Below are 18144 nucleotides of genomic sequence, written 5' to 3' on the forward strand. Positions count from 1 at the left end.
TGACTAGCGTTGGGCCATGAGCACATCAGGCGAAGATCAGAAACCGGATGCTGCGGCCTCTGTCGCCGATGTCGGCGGGGCCGAGGGGTCCGCGCCCCATCGCTCGCTGCCGCCGGTGCAGCGATGGGTGTTCTGGCCGGCCGCGGTCATCGTGATCGCGTTCGTGGCGTTCACGCTCATCGCCCCGGGCGTCGCGGAGAGCCTGTTCTCGACGATCCAGACCACGATCGTCAACGCGTTCAACTGGTACTACGTGCTGATCGCGGCGGTGTTCGTCGCGTTCAGCCTCTTCCTCGGCTTCAGCCGCTTCGGCGACATCAAGCTCGGCAAGGATGACGACGAGCCGGAGTTCTCGCTGATGAGCTGGTTCTCGCTGCTGTTCGCGGCCGGCATGGGCATCGGGCTGGTGTTCTACGGAGTCTCGGAGCCTCTCAACCATTTCGTCGATCCGCGCCCCGGTGTGGCGGGGACGCCTGAGCAGCTCGCGCAGGCAGCGCTCGGCCAGACTTATCTGCACTGGGGCGTGCACGCCTGGTCGATCTACGTCGTGATCGGGCTCGCCCTCGCATACGCGATCCATCGACGCCGGCGCCCGATCTCGATCCGCTGGACGCTCGAGCCGCTGCTCGGCAAGCGCGTCGAGGGCGGCTGGGGCCACGCGATCGATGTCATCGCACTGGTCGGCACGCTGTTCGGCGTCGCGACCTCACTGGGCCTCGGCGTGCTGCAGATCAGCTCGGGGCTCAGCGTCGCCGGCATCGCCGACCCGGACGAGACCACACAGGTGATCATCATCCTCATCATCTCGGTGTTCGTGCTCGCCTCGGTGCTCTCCGGTGTCACCAAGGGCATGAAGTGGCTGTCGAACATCAACCTCGTGATGGCCGGACTCCTCGTGCTCTACCTGCTCATCGTGGGGCCGAGCGAGTTCCTGCTGCGCGACTTCGTGCAGTCGATCGGCTACTACATCCAGAACTTCGTCGGGCTCTCATTCAACGTCAGCGCGTTCCAGGGCGAGGCGGGCGAGGCGTGGCAGGCGCAGTGGACCTCCTTCTACTGGGGTTGGTGGATCTCGTGGGCACCGTTCGTCGGCATCTTCATCGCCCGCATCTCGAAGGGTCGCACCGTGCGCGAGTTCGTCGCCGGCGTCATCCTCGTGCCCACTCTGCTCGGCATCCTGTGGTTCGCCGTGCTGGGCGGCTCGGCACTCGCGCTCGAGCTCGAGACCCCCGGCATCCTCACGAACGAGGATGGCTCGGTGGACCTGCAGGGCGCGCTGTTCGAGATGCTCGCTCAGGTACCCGGCACGACCGTGGTCAGCATCGGTGCCATCCTGCTGATCACGATCTTCTTCGTCACCTCCGCCGACTCCGGTGCCCTCGTGATGGGCATGATCGCGACCGGCGGCCAGCAGAATCCGAAGCGATGGATCCGCACGTTCTTCGTTGCGGTGACTGCGGCGCTCGCGATCGCCCTGCTGCTGGCCGGCGGCCTCACCGCGCTGCAGACAGCGGCCATCACCATCGCGCTGCCGTTCAGCATCGTGATGCTGCTGATCTGCTGGTCGACCGTGGTTGCGTTCACGCGTGAGCGCCGGGCGTACGCTCGAGCGGAGCGCGCTCAGCTCATCGACAAGATCGGCGACTACTACGGGCTCGAGGTGGAATCGCGTGACGCGACAGGCCTGATCGGCGCGCAGCCCCGTTGGCTGCGGCATCTGCAGCGGCGTCTGGGCGTGCCCGTCTCACCGACCACGCCGATCCGGATCCGTCACGAGGTGCTCGACGCCGAGAGCAGAACGGATGCCTCACCGGCGACGCTCGACATCGACGAGCTGGTGTCGGAGGACGAGCTGTCCAGCTACGACGATCACGACGTCCCCGAGCACGGGGAGGACGAGGCGCCCCCGGTGCGGTGAATCGCAGAGCTCCGGAACTCCCGGATATGACTCCCACCCATAACGAGAGGGAGAACATGTGCCAGGAGTCCATCGAATCCCGCTTCCACCACTCCTAGTCTGGCTCTCGTCGTGTTCGCAGGCGCTCCATGCCGTCCGCGGACTTCCCCCACACGAAGGAGTGCCATGGCCACCGTGCCCGCCGATGACATCGACAGCTCGGGACTCGACACCCGCAGCCAGCGCCGCCGGGCGGTGATCGGGAGCTCCGTCGGGACGATCATCGAATGGTATGACTTCACGTTGTACGGGCTCGCGTCGGCGCTGGTGTTCGCCCCGCTGTTCTTTCCGGGCGCAGGCGAACTCGCCGGTCTGCTCGGGGCATTCGCCGGCTTCGCGGTGGGATTCGGTGCGCGCCCGATCGGCGGCCTGATCTTCGCGCATTTCGGCGACCGGATCGGCAGGAAGACCACGCTGCTGGTGACTCTGCTGATGATGGGCCTCGCGACGACCCTGATCGGCCTGCTGCCGACCGGCGAGACGATCGGCGTCTGGGCACCGATCCTCCTCATCGTGCTGCGACTATTCCAGGGTGCTGGGGCGGGGGCGGAGTTCGCCGGCGCCATGACGATGGCCAGCGAGTCCGCTCCGAACCGCAATCGCGCGTTCATCGCAGGCTTCCCAGGCGCAGCCGTCTACGTCGGGATGGCGCTGGCCACAGTCGCGTTCGCGCTGATCAGTCTGCTGCCGAAGGAACAATTTCAGGCTTGGGGCTGGCGCATCCCCTTCGTCGCCAGCATCGTGATCGTCGCATTCGCGCTGTACTTCCGCCTGCGCGTCAAGGAGACCGCTGCATTCGAGGCCGCTGAGAGGCACGGTGAGGTCACCTCCGCCCCGCTGGTCGAGGCCGTGCGCAGTCACTGGCGGATCCTTCTTGCGGGAATGGCGCTGTTCGTCTTCGCGCTGCCCTGGGTCTACGTCGTCCAGACGTTCTCGCTGTCCTACACCACCGGTACCCTCACAGTGAATCCCACGCACGCCCTCATCGGCCTCGTCGTCGCCGAGCTGCTGACCATCCCGGTCACTCTTCTGTGCGGACGGCTCGCCGACCGCATCGGCCGCAAGCCTGTGCTCATGGCCGCCGCCATCTTCGGCGTGGTGTTCGCGTTCCCGATGTTCTGGTTGTTCAACACCGAGAACTCCTGGCTCGTAGGGATCTCGCTGATCCTTGGCCTCGCCGTGGTCCAGGGCGGAACGATCGGCGTGAGCGCCGCGATGCTGGCCGAGTTGTTCCCGACCCGGATGCGGTGGAGCGGCATCGCGATCTCGCGCGAGATCCCCGCAGCCCTCGTCGGCGGTACGGCCCCTCTGGTCGCGACAGCGCTGGTCGCATGGGCGGGCGGATCCCCGTGGCTCGTCGCCGGCTATCTCGTCGTGCTCAGCGTGATCGGTGTGATCGGGATCCGCAGTCTGCCGGAGACCCTCACGCCGGGGAGCGAGGCAGGGGATCTGAAGGAATAGGCCCAGTGCGGCGGACCACCGGCAGACCGGAGCCGGACTACCGCTCGCACATGATCCCGTCACGATCGGCGTCCCGTCGGGACGACTGGAGGTTGTAGAGGGAGGTGGAAGGGTACGGTTTGCCGACGAGCGGCTTGGGTTTACCGGCCTTCCTGTCGACGGTGACGTTGCTCTTGCGGATGCCGTCAGGGTAGTCCTTGTTCAGCTGCGCGCAGTTCGCGTACACCTTGCCCTGCACTGCGGCCGTAGCCGAACTCGACTTGGCCGCCGTGACGTATCCGGCCTTCGCTCCGGTCACCTTCACCGTGATCCGGGCGTAGGCGTCGGTGGGCCGCACAGTGTAGCTCGACGAGGTGGCCCCGGCGATGGCGGCGCCGTTGCGGTACCACTGGTACTTCAGAGTCGCCCCGCTGGTCCATGTTCCTGCTTTGGCGGTGAGCTTCGAGGCGACCCTTGTGGTTCCGCTGATCTTCGGGGCGGATGCGGTGAGTGTGCCGCGTGCGACTGCAGAAGTCGCCGAAGACGTCTTGCTGACAGTTGCGTACCCCGAGAGTCGGCCGGTCAGGGCGAGGGTGATCTTATTGCCGGCATCCGCCGCGGTGAGCTTGTAGGCGGCGCCCTTCGCGCCGGTGATGCTCGTCCCGTTGCGGAGCCATTGATAGCTGAACGCTGTGCCCTTGCTCCACGTGCCCTTGTTCGCACTGAGGGTCGCGCCGACCTTGGCCGTTCCAGTGATCTTCGGAGTTGTGACGGTGAGCACCTTCGCCGACCTGGCCGATGTCTTCGTGACCGCGGTGTAACCGTTCTTCGTCCCGGTGATCGTCACACTGATCTGCTTGCCGGAATCCGCGGAGGTCAGCCTGTAGCTCGCCGCGGTGGCTGCCGAGATCTTTGCTCCATTGCGAAGCCACTGGTAACGGAACGAGACTCCGGCGCTCCAGCCGCCGGGCTTCGCTGTCAGCGTCGAGCCGACCGCGAACGTCCCCGACAGGGTCGGCGTCGTGGAGGTCAGCGACCCCACAGCGACCGGGGCAGTCGGAGCGCTGACGAGAACGAGTTCCGCCCCGATGTCGTCCACCGCACGTCCGGTGACGCGCACACTGATGAGCGCACCGACATCGGCCGGCCCGATCTCATAAGAGACAGCGGTCGCCCCGGCGATCTCGCTACCGGCGCGAAGCCATTGATAGGCAGGCGCGTCCCATAGGGTGAGCGAACTGGGATCGAGGGTCAGCACGGCACCGACGATCGCAGACCCCGACACCGTCGGACCGGTCACGTCGACGACGCCGTCATCGGCTGATGCGGGCGTGTCCGGCGTCGACGTGACGACGAGCATGCCGGCGACGAGTATGCCGCCGATCACTCCCGCGAGCAGCCTGTTGCTCCGAACGATGAAGGCGTTGGCCATGTGTTCCCGGTTCCCCACTCCGTCGAGCGGGATCGGCTCGACATCACCCCTGTTGATCGTGTGATCAGCGTCGCGGTGCGGCCCCGATCAGCTTGACTGTAGGGGACGCGGAGCCGTCGGCGCAATCAGTGCGTCGCTCGCCGCACTCACCCCTCCAGCGCCACGCGCAGCTGCTCGAGCGCCCAGTCGATCTCGGTCGCGCGGATCACGAGCGGCGGCGCGATACGGATCGTCTGCCCGTGCGTGTCCTTGACGAGCACGCCGCGCTCCATGAGCTTCTCGCTGATCTCGCGTCCGGTGCCGCGCGCGGGGTCGATGTCGACGCCGGCCCAGAGGCCCGCGACGCGGATGCCGGTCACGCCGTTGCCGATGAGCGTCTCGAGCCCGGTCTGCAGGTGCGCACCGAGCTGGCGCGCCCGTTCCTGGAACTCGCCGGTCTCGAGCATCTCCACGACACGCCGTCCGACCGCCGCGGCCAGCGGGTTGCCTCCGAAGGTCGAGCCGTGCTCGCCGGGGCGGATGACTCCGAGCACGTCGCGGTCGCCGACCACGGCGGAGACCGGAAGAATGCCGCCGCCGAGCGCCTTGCCGAGCAGGTACAGGTCGGGAACGACGCCCTCGCGATCGCACGCGAAGGTCTCGCCGACGCGGCCGAGTCCGGCCTGGATCTCATCCGCGATGAACAGCACGTTTCGCTCATCGCAGATCTCGCGGATCCGCTTCAAGTAGCCCTCGGGCGGGATGACGACGCCGGCCTCGCCCTGGACCGGCTCGACGAGCACCGCGGCGGTCTCATCCGTGATGGCAGCGGCGATGGCATCCGCGTCCCCGTAGGGGACGGCGTCGAAACCGGGAGTGAACGGTCCGAAGCCGGCGCGCGCCGTCTCATCGTCGCTGAAGCTCACGATCGTCGTGGTGCGACCGTGGAAGTTCCCGGCGGCGACGACGATGCGCGCCTTCCCCGGAGCGATGCCCTTGACACGGTATCCCCACGCGCGGGCGACCTTGATGCCGGTCTCGACGGCTTCGGCGCCGGTGTTCATCGGCAGCACCATCTCCTTGCCGCACAGCCGGGCGAGGGCCTCTGCGAACGGCTCGAGCCGGTCGTTCATGAACGCGCGACTGGTGAGGGTGATCCGCCCCAGCTGCTCGACCGTCGCGTCGACGAGGGCAGGATGCCGATGACCGAAGTTCACCGCGGAGTACGCCGCGAGAAGATCGAGGTAGCGCTTGCCCTCGGTGTCGGTGACCCAGACGCCCTCGCCGGACGCGATGGTCACGGGCAGAGGGTGGTAGTTCTCGGCGACGTGCGTCTCGAGGGCCGTCCTCGTCTCCGCGGCAGTCACTTCGCACCGCGCAGCTCGAGCGTGCAGCACTTGATGCCGCCGCCGCCGAGCAGCAGCTCGGAGAGGTCGACGGTGATCGGGTTGTATCCGCGCTCGCGCAGCTGCTTCTCGAAGCCCTTGGCGCGCGGCGAGATGATGACGTTGTAACCGTCGCTGGCGGAGTTCAGCCCGAACACCGCGCCGTCCTCATCCGAGACGAGGATGGCATCCGGGTAGCGCTCCTCGAGGATCGCGCGGCTCGCGTCGTCGAAGGCGCCCGGAAGGTAGGCGATGTTCGCGTGTTCGGGCCCGCCGTTCTCGACGCCCTCGACAGGGTCGAGCACGGCGATCGCGGTGTCGAGGTGGTAGAAGCGGGGGTCGACGAGATTCAACGAGACCACTTCGCGTCCGAAGATCTCGCCGACCTCGCGGTGGCTGTCCCCTGTGGAGCGGAAGCCGACGCCGGCGAGGATCGTGTTCCCGACGAGCAGGAAGTCACCCTCGCCCTCATTGACCTCTTCGGGCTCGACGGTGTCGAACCCGCTGGCGCGGAACCAGTCCGCGAAGGCCGGTGCTTCGCCGGCACGCTCGGTGAAGCGGAACTTCGGCACGTAGGCGCGGCCGTCGATCAGGAAGCCGCCGTTGGCGGTGTAGACCATGTCGGGGTACCCGGCGAGGGGATCGATCAGTTCGACCTCGTGGCCGAGTTCCAGATACAGGTCGTACAACTTCTGCCACTGGGCGACGGCGTTCGCAGTGTCAGTGGGTTTCGCCGGCTCCATCCACGGGTTGATCTTGTAGCTGACCGTGAAGTGCTCCGGACGGCACATGAGGTAGCGGCGGTGCTGCGCGGTGCGGACGGGCGTGGGAACGGTGACGGTTTCTGGCGTCGACATCTGGCTCCTCGAAGGGATGCGGCGGACGCTGTCCAGGGGCCTGGCGGAAGTTCGACCCGCTCGACCCTTCGACAGGCTCAGGGATCGAGGGCGGGGAAGATGCGACGCAGGCACGCCAGTGCTCATTCTGGCATCCGGTCCTGGATGTTCGCCACCCGACCGGCGGGGCGTCATGGTCTCACTGCGGCGGGAAGGGCTTCCCCGGGCAGGCGATCGCCCATCCCTCGGCCAGCGCATCCTCAAGACCATAATTCAGGAAGAGCATCAAGCCCATCATCCCCTCCGCTCCGTCCCCGCCGTCGCACATGCTGACCAGCCCGGCAGCCGTCATGTCGAAGATGCTCACAGATTCCGTGGCCCCTTCAACATCCCCGGCCAAACCCGCAGTCGGGCCATTGGGATCATCCATCAGATCGGCGACTGCTTGGTCCTGCTCAGCAACCACGGCCTTCATAGCGGCGGAGGCGTCCTCAAGCCGAGTATCGGGAGCTGCGAAGCACGCAGACAGACTGACCGAGCCGAGCGCAGCGACCATCGACATCGTCAGAAACCGGTGCAGTCGCATGCGCAGATGCTATCGGCATCGCGGGTCAGAGAGCAGCGGATCCAGACGACGGATGCCGGGGATGCCGTCGAAAGACGCATCCGTCGGTGCGATCGTTTCGATGCCTTATGCCGGCGCCGCTCCTCGGTCGATCGGATCCTCAGCAGGTGACGCATCCGCGCGTCACTCCCGACCGCGCACGACCACCTTGCCGACCGTGTGACCGGACTCGAGGCGCGCGAGTCCGTCGACCGCGGCATCCCATGGCAGCGTCCGCTCGATGACCGGCGCGATCCGGCCCGCGATGGTGAGCTCGACGAGTTGCTCGTTGATCTCGCGCTTCGCGACGGCGGCGACCATGCGGATGCTGCGGCGAGAGCCGATGGACAGGAGCAGACCGCGCAGGATCCGCGGAATCGGGCCGAGCAGCCGCCCGCCCTCGCCGCCGACCATGGCGACGACACCGGTCGGCGCCAGCAGGCGCTTGAGCTGCCGCAGCGGCCGGGAGCCCGCGATCTCGATGATCGCGTCGAAGTTCGAAGGGAGCGTGGACAGATCGGTGGTCCGGTAGTCGAACGTGCGCGTGGCGCCGAGCGACTCCACCAGTGCGCGATTGGGTTCACCGCAGGTCGCCCATACCTCCGCGCCGCGCAGCGCAGCGAGCTGCACGGCGAAGGTTCCCACTCCCCCGGACGCGCCGATGACGAGCACCCGCTGGCCGCTGCTGACGCCGGCGGCGTCCAGCGCCTGGAATGCCGTGCCGCCCGAGATCGGCAGTGTGGCCGCGACCTCGGGAGTCAGCGCGCCCGGCCGCGTGACGAGCCGGTCAACTCGGGCGACGGCGTAGGGTGCGAGCCCGCCGCCGGAGTCGAGCTCCACGACGACCTCCTCGCCGATCCTCGATGCGTCGACGGTCTCGCCGACGGCGACGATCGTGCCCGCGACATCGTTGCCGCGGATCGGCTGCTTCGGCCGCCGCAGGCCGAACATCAGCCGCAGCAGCAGCGGATCTCCCAGCATGAGTCGCACGTCGGCGGCGTTGAGGGCCGTGGCGCGGATGCGCAGCAGCACCTCGCCCCGCCTCGGCTCCGGTGTCGGGACGGTCTCCCGCCGGGTGCCTGTGGCGGAGCCGTACCGGTCGTTCAGCCAGGCCGGCATGGTGTGGGTGATGGTGGTGCTCATGTCAGTCCCCTGAGGATTGGGCCGGGTATTGGAAGAGGTCGTCGATGCCGACCTCGAAAGCGCGGGCGATCTGGAACGCGAGCTCGAGCGTGGGCGAGTACCTGCCCTGCTCGATGGCGATGAGCGTCTGCCGAGTGACGCCGATGCGACCGGCCAGGTCGGCCTGGGTGATCCCGGCCTCCTCGCGTCTGGAGCGGATGCTGTTGGTGACGAGCGTGGGCTTGACCATCACACGAGCCCCCGGCGGTACGCGACGACGCGGGCCACGCCGCCGACGAACGCGGAGATCGCGAAGCCGAGGAACATGGCGTTGGCGATCCAGAACACGTCGGCGCCGAACGCGCACAGGGCGATGACGCCGAGTCCTGCGATCGCGAGCAGCGAGTGCTCGACGCGACCGCCCATCCGGTCGATGTCGCGATCGCGGATGTCGGATGTCGTCGCGCCGTTCGGGTCGCGAAGGCCGACCACGATCCCCCACACGATGCTGATCACGATCGCCGCCACGATGCTGATACCGATCGCCCACAGCATGATCGGGAACCAGTCCACCGAGGTGAGGGGCCGGTCGCCTGCCTGCTGGAGGATCACGACGATGTAACCGGGGATGATGACGACCGTGGCGATCAGCGTCGCCCAGACGGTGCGTTCTGCGTAGACCATGACGACCTCCGATGTAAAAGATTCTTGACACCCCGAAGATACTGCGGTCGCGGCATCCATGTCAAGAATTATTTACACGTGGTCGAATCAGATGATGTCGGCGCTCCAGTCGTCGGGATTGCCGAAGCGGTGCGCGGTGATGGCGATCGCCTGCTCATGCACGAATGGCAGCAGTTCGATGCGTCCAGCCGAGGTCACCTCGCCGTCATAGATCGCGAGGTCGGGATCTCCGCCGACCGCCTCGGCGAGCCGGCGGTGGAGGGCTGCGACGGCATCCCGCGGTCCCACCAGGCGCACGCGCGAGGCGCGCGGCGCGGCATCCGCGGTAAGCGGGTCGGCCTCGTCGTCGCGCGACATCCGCGCGATCCATTCCTCGTCGTTCTCGACCGCGACCGGAACGCGCAGCTCCGACAGCGTGCGGCGCACCTCGGCGGGCAGTCCCACCGGGGTTGAGAGGAAGAACTTCGACCCGGTGCGGATGCCGGCGACGACGACGCGCAGCAGCTCGTGCCAGCCGGCATCCCCCGTCGCGCGGATCATCACCGGAAGCGGCCGGTAGCGGAACAGGTTCCGTTCGACGCCGAGCTGCGAGACGTCGCGCACCCGGCCGAACTCGCGATCCCAGGCCACGGCGTCCGACAGGGCCGCACGGCGCAGCCACTCGAAGCTCTCGAAGTCGAGCGAAGGCTGCGCGGCCTCGATGAGATCGGTGATGCGCGAGTCGAGTCCGCGCAAGTGCAGCGTGCTGGAGGCGGGACCGCCGCTGCGTGGGTGCCAGCGACCGAGCCCGATCAGGTAGTTCGGTCCGCCGGCCTTCGTGCCGGGGCCGACCGACGAGCGCTTCCAGCCGCCGAACGGCTGGCGCTGCACGATGGCACCGGTGATGCCGCGGTTCACGTAGAGGTTTCCGGCCTGGACTCGATCGAGCCAGACGGCGAGGTCGCCGGGATCCTGCGTGTGCAGGCCCGCCGTGAGGCCGTAGTCGACGGCGTTCTGCATCTCGATGGCGCGCTCGAGGGTGGAGGCGTGCATGATGCCGAGGACGGGTCCGAAGAACTCCTCCATATGGAACCGCGAGCCCGGCTGAACGCCGACGCGGACGCCCGGATGCCACATCCGTCCTGTGTCGTCCCCGGCGATCGGCTGCGGCTCGATCAGCCACTGCTCGTCGCCCTCGAGTTCACTGAGGGCCCAGGCGAGTTTGCCCTGCGGCTTCTCGATCACCGGTCCCACCTCGCTCAGAGCGTCTGTCGGCCACCCGACATGCAGTGAGCGGACGGCATCCACCAGCTGACGCGCGAAGCGCTTGGAGCGACCGACCGGTCCGACGAGGATCGCCAGCGACGCGGCCGAGCACTTCTGGCCGGCGTGACCGAAGGCGCTCTTGACCAGGTCGGCGACCGCGAGATCGAGGTCGGCCGAGGGTGCGATCACGATCGCGTTCTTGCCGCTGGTCTCGGCGAGAAGAGGCAGATCCGGGCGCCAGGAACGGAACAGCGCCGCCGTGTCCCAGGAGCCGGTGAGGATGACGCGGTCCACCGCGTCGCTCGAGATGAGGCGTTGGCCGAGCGCCCCCTCCTCGATGTCGACGAGCGCGAGAACATCGCGCGGGATACCGGCCTCCCACAGGGCCTCGGCGATCACGGCGGCGCAGCGGCGCGCCTGAGGGGCGGGCTTGAAGATGACGCCGGATCCAGCGGCGAGCGCGGCGAGCACTCCCCCGGCGGGGATCGCGAGAGGGAAGTTCCACGGCGGCGTGACCACCGTGAGGCGTGCCGGTTCGAAGGAGGCACCGGTGACGGCATCCAGTTCGCGCGCCTTGGCGCCGTAGTAGCGCGCGAAGTCGACGGCCTCGCTGACCTCGATGTCCGCCTCGGCGAGCACTTTGCCTGTCTCGGAAGCGGCGACCTCGATGAGTTCTGCGCGGCGTGATTCGAGAGCAGCAGCAGCCCGCAGCAGCGTCTCCGCGCGTTCCGCGGCCGGGCGCGCGCCCCACCCCGGGGCGGCCGTGCGCACACGCGCGATCGTCTGATCGAGCAGTCCAGCGTCGTCGACGCGCGCCGCTCTGAGCGTGTCGTCGCCGGCCGTCGACGTCGCGATGCGTGAGCGGATGCCGCGGGCCCACTCGCGGTTCGCGGGGAGGGCCGGGTCGCTGTCGGGGGTGTTGCGGAAGCCGGGCGCCCCGCCGGAATCCGCCTCGGCCTCGCGCCTCGAGTAGACGGCCGTCTCGACGAAGGCGTCACCGCCGCCGGATCCGCGCGCGATGCCGAGCACGACCTGGGTGAGATCGCCATCGTCGGCCTGCGCCGCAGCCGCGGGTCGCAGCGACTCATGCACCGGCGTCTGACGGTTCTGCGTTCGGAAGGGCACCGTGCGCATCGTGTGATCGTCGGCGCGCGCGAGCGCCCGCAGGAACCGGTCGCGCTCGCGCGCGAACAGGCTCTCGTCGTCGTGCAGATGGAATGCCGCGGAAAGGAAGTTGTCCTGCTCGGCGTTCTCCTCCAGTCTTCGCACCAGGTAGCTGATGGCGACGTCGAACTCCTCCGGTTTCACGACCGGCACGTACAGCAGCACCGGGCCGACCTCGCGGGAGACGGCCTGCACCTGACCCTGCGCCATGCCGAGCAGCATCTCGAAATCGATCTCGCTGCGGACGCCGCGCTCGCCGGCGAGCAGCCAGGCGTAGGCGATGCCGAACAGGTTGTGTCCTGCGATCCCGAGCCGGACTGCGGCCGTGTTCCCCGGCCGCAGGGCTTCGTCGAGCACGCGCAGGTAGTTCGCGTCCGTGTCGAGCTTGGTCTCGTAGGTGGCCAGAGGCCAGCCGTGTGTGACGGCATCCACCTGCTCCATCGGGAGGTTCGCGCCCTTGACGAGCCGCACCTTGATCGCAGCACCCCCGTGCGCGATGCGGTCTTTCGCCCAGGCCGTCAGTTCACGCATGGCCCCGAGCGCATCGGGCAGGTACGCCTGCAGCGCGATGCCGGCCTCGAGCAGCTGCAGGCGCGGGTTCTCGAGGATGCGGGTGAACACCGCGATCGTCAGGTCGAGGTCGCGGTACTCCTCCATGTCGAGGTTGATGAACGTGCCCGTCTTCGCGGCGGTGACGTACAACGGCGTCAGACGCTCGACCACGCGGTCGACGACCTCGTCGAACGCCCACATCGACAGGTGGCTCATGACCGACGAGACCTTGACGGACACGTAGTCGACGTCGTCGCGTCGGATGAGGTCGTGGATGCCGTCCAGTCGCCGCTTCGCCTCGGCCTCTCCGAGCACGGCCTCGCCGAGCAGGTTGAGGTTCAACCGGGCGCCGGATTCGCGGAGCTTCTCGATCGCCGCCCCCAGCTTGGCCGGGCGGGCGTCGACGACGAGGTGCCCGACCATCTCGCGCAGCACGCGGCGGGCGATCGGCACCACCGGCGAGGGCAGCACGGGCGCGATCCCGCCGCCGAGGCGCACGGCGCCGCGCAGATACCAGGGCAGGAACTCCGGCACGATCGGGGCGATCCGCTGCAGTTGCGCCGCCGCGGCCGACAGGCTCTCCGGGCGCATGACGCCGTCGACGAAGCCGAGGGTGAAGGGCAGGCCGTTCTCGTCCTGCAGGACGTCGGCGAGGCGTTTCGCGGCGGGATCGACCTCGGCCTCGGAGGCTTCGATGATCCAGCGGCGGGCGAGCTCGACCGCGCTGTCGGCGAGGGGGAGAGCCTGGTGGGCGGACGACACTGACATGAGATCAGCCTAGGTTCGCGCGGGCCCGGTGGCGAGCTGCCACAGCGAGGCGACCTCAGGCTGCTGTGACTCTCCGTGCGGTCGTGACGATGCCGTGATCAGCCCGCCATGGGCATCCACGCGAGGATGCCGAGCAACAGAACCAGACCCGTCAGCGCGCCCAGACCCGACAGCACGATCGCGGTGATGCCGAACGCCCTGCCGCGCGGCTGGCGCACGGCGAGGATGCCGAGCACGATGCCGGCGACGGCGATGATGAGCCCCACGATCGGAACCCAGCCGAGGAGGAAGGCTGCGATGCCGACGATGAGTGCGGCGATCGCCAGTCCGCCTGCGCCAGGGCTCTGCGCGATGGGCGCCGGTGGGTACGGGGAAGGGCCGGTGTATCCGGGGTACTGCTCCGACATGCTGCCCGGTGCATCCGACATACTGCCCGGCGCGACGGCGCCGGGGTACGCGGCGGGAGCGACCGGGTCGGGGTACTGAGGCGTTCCGTATTGAGGTGTTCCGTGCTGCGGGCGATCCGGATCGGAGTTGGTGCGTTGGTCTGACATGTGATGCTCCCCTCGCTTCGATTCCTCGGCGTCGCCGACTCTCGCCTAGGCAGTCGACACTAATGCGTCAGCCGTCGCGTGGCCAGGGCTCCCGAGGTCACTTCCAGAGGCTGGGAGCATCCGCCTTCGTCGAGGGGAGGGACGTGGCATCCGCCCAGTCATGGATCCACTGATCGATCTCAGGGATCCCCTCCGGCCGGCCGACGGCGGCGAACAGCTCCTCGTGCGAGAGCGTTCCGCCCGAGCGCTTGAGCATGCGGCTGCGGATGATCGCGCGCGCATAGACCTCGCCGTCGACGACCGCGCGGTGCTCGAGGTAGATCGCCTTGTCGTCGTGACCGATCAGACGCGACTCGACGTCGAATCGCTGCCAGAGCTCGAGCGACTTGCGGAACGTCACGGTCTCGGCGGAGACGACCCCGTACCAGCCGTGGCGCTTCATCGCGGCGCCCATGCCGGTGCGGGTGAGCAGGTCCCAGCGTCCGAGGTCGAAAAGCGACAGGTATCGACCGTTGTTCATATGCCGGAGCACGTCGATGTCGGTCGGAAGGGTCGTCAGCCGGATGCGGCTGATCCCGGTCGGCGCGAGGCGCCCTTCACGGCGCAGCCGGCGGCGCGCGCGCCACATCACGAGCAGGGTCCGCCAGATCACGTTCACGAGGTTCGATGGTAGCCACGGGGGCACGAATCCAGGAGTCGTTTGTGGGATTCGCACAGACAGTGCGCCCGATTTCCCGTTCGCGCAAGGCCCGCGTAGAGTCACGGCATGAGCGCCGAAGCCCAGCCTGAAATCATTGTCCGTCCGGTCCGTGATGTGGATGCGGAAGCCCTGGGTCGCGTGCACGCGCAGTGCTGGCACGAGACCTACGATCACCTGATCAGCAAGGCTGCGCTCGAGCGGGTCTCCCCTCGCCGGATGGCCGAGCTGTGGACGCACTGGGCCGCCCAGGGCGATGACTTCAAGATGAGCGCGGCGCTCGTCGACGGCGAGGTCGTCGGATTCGTCGGATCAGGTCCCGCCCGCGACAAGGACGCTCCCGCGTTCCGCGAGCTGTACTTCATCTACCTGCTGCACCAGTGGCACTCCACCGGTCTCGGTCAGAAGCTCTTCGACGCCGCCGTCGAGAAGGACGAGCCGCTGTACCTCTGGGTCGCCGAGGACAACCCCCGCGCTCACCGCTTCTACACGCGTAACGGCTTCGCACTCGATGGCGCGTCGCACACCGAGCCGTTCCTCGGCGAGACACTCACTGAAGTGCGGTTCGTGCGGGCCTGACGTCGGTCGGATGACTGCATCCATGCTGGTCGGCCTCACCGGCGGCATCGGGGCCGGAAAGAGCACCGTTGCCGGGATCCTGGCCGAGCTCGGCGCTCGCATCGTCGACGGCGATCGCGCCGCACGGGATGTCGTGGATCCGCAGACGCCCACGGGTGCCCGGCTCATTTCGAGGATCGCCGCGCTCCTGGGCGACTCGGTCGTCAGGGATGATGGCTCACTCGACCGCGCGCTCGTCGCCGATGGGATCTTCAGCGACGAGGAACTGCTGCGGGACTACAACGCACTGCTGCGTCCGGCGCTGCTGGACGAAGTCGCCCACCGCATCGCCGACGCCACAGCCGAACCGGGGGTCGTGGTGCATGAGATTCCGCTGCTCAGCCGCACCAGCGCTCCGCTGCCCTGGGCCTACGACCTCGTCGTGACGGTCGAGGCGGCGCCGGAGATGCGGATGCGACGACTGCAGATCGATCGTGGGTACGGCGCCGATGAGGCCGTGCGCCGCGTCCGTGCTCAGGGCGACGAGCAAGACCGCATCGCGATCGCGGATTTCGTGCTGCGCACCGACGGCTCGATCGATGAGACGCGCCGGGCGACGGGCGAACTGTGGGCCCGGCTCAACGCTTAGCCTCCACTGCACGCCATCCCGTTCAGAGCTGTGGCAGATCGGCCGTGAACCGCGACCAGTCCTCCGGGTCGTGCACGATCCACAGCTCAGCGGACTCCTCCTCGATCACCGACCGCAGACGGCGCAGCGATCGGCGCGCCGCCATCGAGTCGACATCGCCGTGGTAGTGCACCTCGTGCTCATACGCATCCCGGGTATGCACGACATCACCGGACAGCACGAACGACCGGCCCTCCAGCCGCACGAGTGCCGCAAGGGACCCCGGCGTGTGGCCGGGCAGCCGGAGAGCCGTCACTGTGCCGTCGCCGAAGATGTCGAGATCGTCGTCTATCTCGTCGTAGCGCAGACCGTGCTCGTCGCTGAAGTCCTCAGGACGGTAGAAGGCGTCGGCGAAGCGCTCTGGGGACCCGGCGTAGGCCTGCTCGCCCGTTCCGAGGATGATGCGTGCGTTCGGGAACTGCTTGAGACCGCCGATGTGATCCCAATGCAGATGCGAGGCGATGACGGTCGTGACGTCTGCGAGCGAGTGGCCGCGCTTGCGCAGCTGCGTCTCCAGAAGATTGCGCTCGTCGAACCGCACCCGGATGCGCTCGGCGACCTCTCCGTACCCGGAGACCGGGTCGCCGACGGCATCCGGGTCGAGCCCTGCGTCGAACAGCACCAGCCCGTCTTGGTGCTCGATCAGATACGCCGGCATCGGCACGCGCGGCGCATCATCGCCGTAAACGGCGAACTGAGCGGGTGACTGATATGTCGCGGGCGTGAGCGGCCATAGCGTGAGCTTTGACGCGCTGCTCATAGCAGCTCCTTCCGCACCGCTGCAGGAAGCGCGTTCTGACGTCCTCCAGCGAGGAACGCATCCTTGATACCGTCGCGTTCATCGGCACCCATCCGACGGTACTCCTCGCCTCGGGCAGGTGCCCACCACACGTCGTCCGCCTCCCATGCCTCGGCTCTCAGCGGCGCCTTGTTGACCTTGCCGCTGCCCGTCAACGGCACGTCGCTCACGATCCGCACGAACGTCGGACGCCACTTGGTGCCGAGATCGCTCTGCGCGTCGAGAAATCTTCCGAACTCCACCGGGTCGAACTCCGCCCTCGGGTGCAAGGTCGCCGCGCACATGAGCAGATCGCCGGTGACGGCGTCGGGCACGCCGTAGCAGTGCACGCTGGCGAAGGCGTCGAACCGCAGCAGGATGCGCTCCACCGGCGCCAGTCCGAAGTTCTCTCCATCGACACGCACCCAATCACTGGAGCGTCCGCCGAAATAGAAGTAACCGTCCGCGTCCCGGTAGCCGAGGTCACCGGTCCAGAAGTCCTCGCCACCGAAACGGAGTCGCTCCGACATCGCCTTCGGATTCTTGTAGTACCCCTCGAATGCCGGGCCGCGACCAAGCACGACCATCTCCCCGGTAGCCTCCTCGGCATTGAGCAGCAGGCCGTTCTCGTCGAATCGCGCGCGGGGGCACTCCTGGCCGTCCTCGTCGCGAACTTCCACGGTCACGCCGGCTGCGGGCAGCCCGAGCGAGTGCCGCGGTGATCCCTCGACGGGCACGATGCGCACCATGCCCTCGCTCGCGCCGTATCCCTCGCGCACCTCGCATCCGAAGCGCTCGCGGAACTCGTCGACCTCGGCCGGTGCCGCTTCGGAGCCGAACGCGACCTCGAGGGCATTGTCCTCATCCGTGTCGCGGGGTGGATTCGCCCCGACGATGTAGCTCAGGACTCGACCGACGTAGTTGAAGAACGTGACGCGGTGCTCACGTACATCATCGACGAACCTGCTCGCTGAGAAGCGACGCACCATGACGATCGTCGCGCCGGCCTGCAGCGCTGTGGCGAGGTTCATCATGATCGCGTGCCCGTGGAACAGCGGCAGGCACAGGTAGTTGACCGAGTCGCGATGCACGCTGACCCGGTCGGTCATCGCCTCGGTCAGCCGGCCCAGACGTCCCTGAGAGCAGATCACCGCCTTGGGTGCCCCGGTCGAACCCGAACTGAACAGCAGCATGAAGATCGAGGCGGGATCGATGGTGGGCGACGGCACGTCGGCACCCGAGTGCGCGGCGATCAGTTCGGCATAGGCCTGGGTCTCGACATCGAGCAGTCGTTCGTCGCCGAAGGGCAGGTCGACGCCCCGTAACGCCTCTTCGTAGAACGGCTCAGTGACCAGCAGATCGCAGTCCACATGACGGATGTCCTGAGCGAGCTCGGCTCCACGCCTGGTCGGATTGATGCCGACCATCACGTCACCGTTGAGTGCGATCGCGAGGATCCAGAAAACGAAGTCCGGCACGTTCTGCATGAGCAGTCCCACGTGACGCTGTGGTCTCCCCCCGGCAGGCTCGAAAGTGCGCAGCAGCGACGCGCGCGTCGCGGCTTCGGCCACGATCTCGCCCCAACTCCAAGAGCGTCCCTCGAAACGCAGCCCCTCATGGCCGTCTCCGATACGGGTCCGGACGACCTGTGCGAACGTCTCCATCGACACTCCCTAGAAAACCAAGCGATTGTTTGGTACC

16 protein-coding genes are annotated in these 18144 nt (G+C 67.8%); 4 read left to right on the forward strand and 12 right to left on the reverse strand.

Going from position 1 to position 18144, the window contains the following annotated elements; all coding sequences use genetic code 11:
- Positions 1–16 precede the first annotated feature (16 nt).
- Together IM776_RS13620 and IM776_RS13625 are read left to right on the forward strand one after the other, a co-directional pair.
- Positions 17–1918, forward strand: coding sequence for a BCCT family transporter (locus IM776_RS13620; protein WP_194420614.1), 1902 nt, complete (start codon positions 17–19; stop codon positions 1916–1918).
- Positions 1919–2083: 165 nt separating this feature from the next.
- The gene (locus tag IM776_RS13625) at positions 2084–3418 is read left to right on the forward strand and encodes an MFS transporter (RefSeq protein WP_194420615.1); all 1335 of its coding nucleotides are present in this window, start codon (positions 2084–2086) and stop codon (positions 3416–3418) included.
- A 37-nt stretch (positions 3419–3455) separates the two neighbouring features.
- Here the strand turns inward: IM776_RS13625 and IM776_RS13630 are convergent, their stop codons facing one another.
- The 10 genes from IM776_RS13630 to IM776_RS13675 all read right to left on the reverse strand — a co-directional run bounded on the left by IM776_RS13630 (position 3456) and on the right by IM776_RS13675 (position 14380).
- Positions 3456–4829 carry an excalibur calcium-binding domain-containing protein gene (locus tag IM776_RS13630; RefSeq protein ID WP_194420616.1) on the reverse strand — a complete coding sequence of 458 codons (1374 nt, stop codon included), beginning with the start codon at positions 4827–4829 and terminating at the stop codon, positions 3456–3458.
- A 146-nt stretch (positions 4830–4975) separates the two neighbouring features.
- Complete coding sequence (rocD, locus tag IM776_RS13635; RefSeq protein ID WP_422730952.1) at positions 4976–6202, reverse strand: ornithine--oxo-acid transaminase; 1227 nt, start codon at positions 6200–6202, stop codon at positions 4976–4978.
- The gene (ddaH, locus tag IM776_RS13640; RefSeq protein ID WP_194420618.1) at positions 6172–7050 is read right to left on the reverse strand and encodes a dimethylargininase; all 879 of its coding nucleotides are present in this window, start codon (positions 7048–7050) and stop codon (positions 6172–6174) included. Before ddaH ends, rocD begins: the two co-directional genes overlap by 31 nt.
- A 178-nt stretch (positions 7051–7228) precedes the next feature.
- A complete protein-coding gene (locus tag IM776_RS13645; protein WP_194420619.1) occupies positions 7229–7615 on the reverse strand; it encodes a hypothetical protein in 387 nt (128 codons plus the stop codon).
- 162 nt (positions 7616–7777) lie between these two features.
- On the reverse strand, positions 7778–8776 hold the full coding sequence (locus IM776_RS13650) for an NAD(P)-dependent alcohol dehydrogenase (RefSeq protein WP_194420620.1): 999 nt from the start codon (positions 8774–8776) through the stop codon (positions 7778–7780).
- Between the two features lies 1 nt (position 8777).
- A complete protein-coding gene (locus IM776_RS13655; protein WP_194420621.1) occupies positions 8778–9005 on the reverse strand; it encodes a helix-turn-helix transcriptional regulator in 228 nt (75 codons plus the stop codon).
- On the reverse strand, positions 9005–9439 hold the full coding sequence (locus tag IM776_RS13660; protein ID WP_194420622.1) for a hypothetical protein: 435 nt from the start codon (positions 9437–9439) through the stop codon (positions 9005–9007). The genes IM776_RS13655 and IM776_RS13660 overlap by 1 nt, the downstream gene beginning before the upstream one ends.
- Positions 9440–9526: 87 nt before the next feature.
- Positions 9527–13168: a proline dehydrogenase family protein gene (locus IM776_RS13665; protein WP_194420623.1), complete on the reverse strand. Its 3642-nt coding sequence runs from the start codon at positions 13166–13168 to the stop codon at positions 9527–9529.
- A 98-nt stretch (positions 13169–13266) separates the two neighbouring features.
- Positions 13267–13722 (reverse strand): DUF4190 domain-containing protein, encoded by a 456-nt coding sequence (locus tag IM776_RS13670; RefSeq protein WP_194420624.1) that lies wholly within the window; start codon positions 13720–13722, stop codon positions 13267–13269.
- Positions 13723–13819: 97 nt separating this feature from the next.
- Entirely contained in the window at positions 13820–14380 is a 561-nt protein-coding gene (locus tag IM776_RS13675; protein ID WP_194420625.1) for an acyl-CoA thioesterase, read from the reverse strand.
- 108 nt (positions 14381–14488) lie between these two features.
- On the opposite strand from IM776_RS13675, the gene IM776_RS13680 reads away from it, so the two are divergent.
- Entirely contained in the window at positions 14489–14998 is a 510-nt protein-coding gene (locus IM776_RS13680) for a GNAT family N-acetyltransferase (RefSeq protein ID WP_194420626.1), read from the forward strand.
- Between the two features lie 10 nt (positions 14999–15008).
- Positions 15009–15626, forward strand: coding sequence for a dephospho-CoA kinase (coaE, locus tag IM776_RS13685; protein WP_194420627.1), 618 nt, complete (start codon positions 15009–15011; stop codon positions 15624–15626).
- A 22-nt stretch (positions 15627–15648) separates the two neighbouring features.
- Here the strand turns inward: coaE and IM776_RS13690 are convergent, their stop codons facing one another.
- Entirely contained in the window at positions 15649–16425 is a 777-nt protein-coding gene (locus IM776_RS13690) for an N-acyl homoserine lactonase family protein (RefSeq protein WP_194420628.1), read from the reverse strand.
- Positions 16422–18107 carry an AMP-binding protein gene (locus tag IM776_RS13695; protein ID WP_194420629.1) on the reverse strand — a complete coding sequence of 562 codons (1686 nt, stop codon included), beginning with the start codon at positions 18105–18107 and terminating at the stop codon, positions 16422–16424. Before IM776_RS13695 ends, IM776_RS13690 begins: the two co-directional genes overlap by 4 nt.
- Positions 18108–18144: the final 37 nt, after the last annotated feature.

It is taken from the genome of Microbacterium abyssi (assembly GCF_015277895.1).
GTDB classification, from domain to species: domain Bacteria; phylum Actinomycetota; class Actinomycetes; order Actinomycetales; family Microbacteriaceae; genus Microbacterium; species Microbacterium abyssi.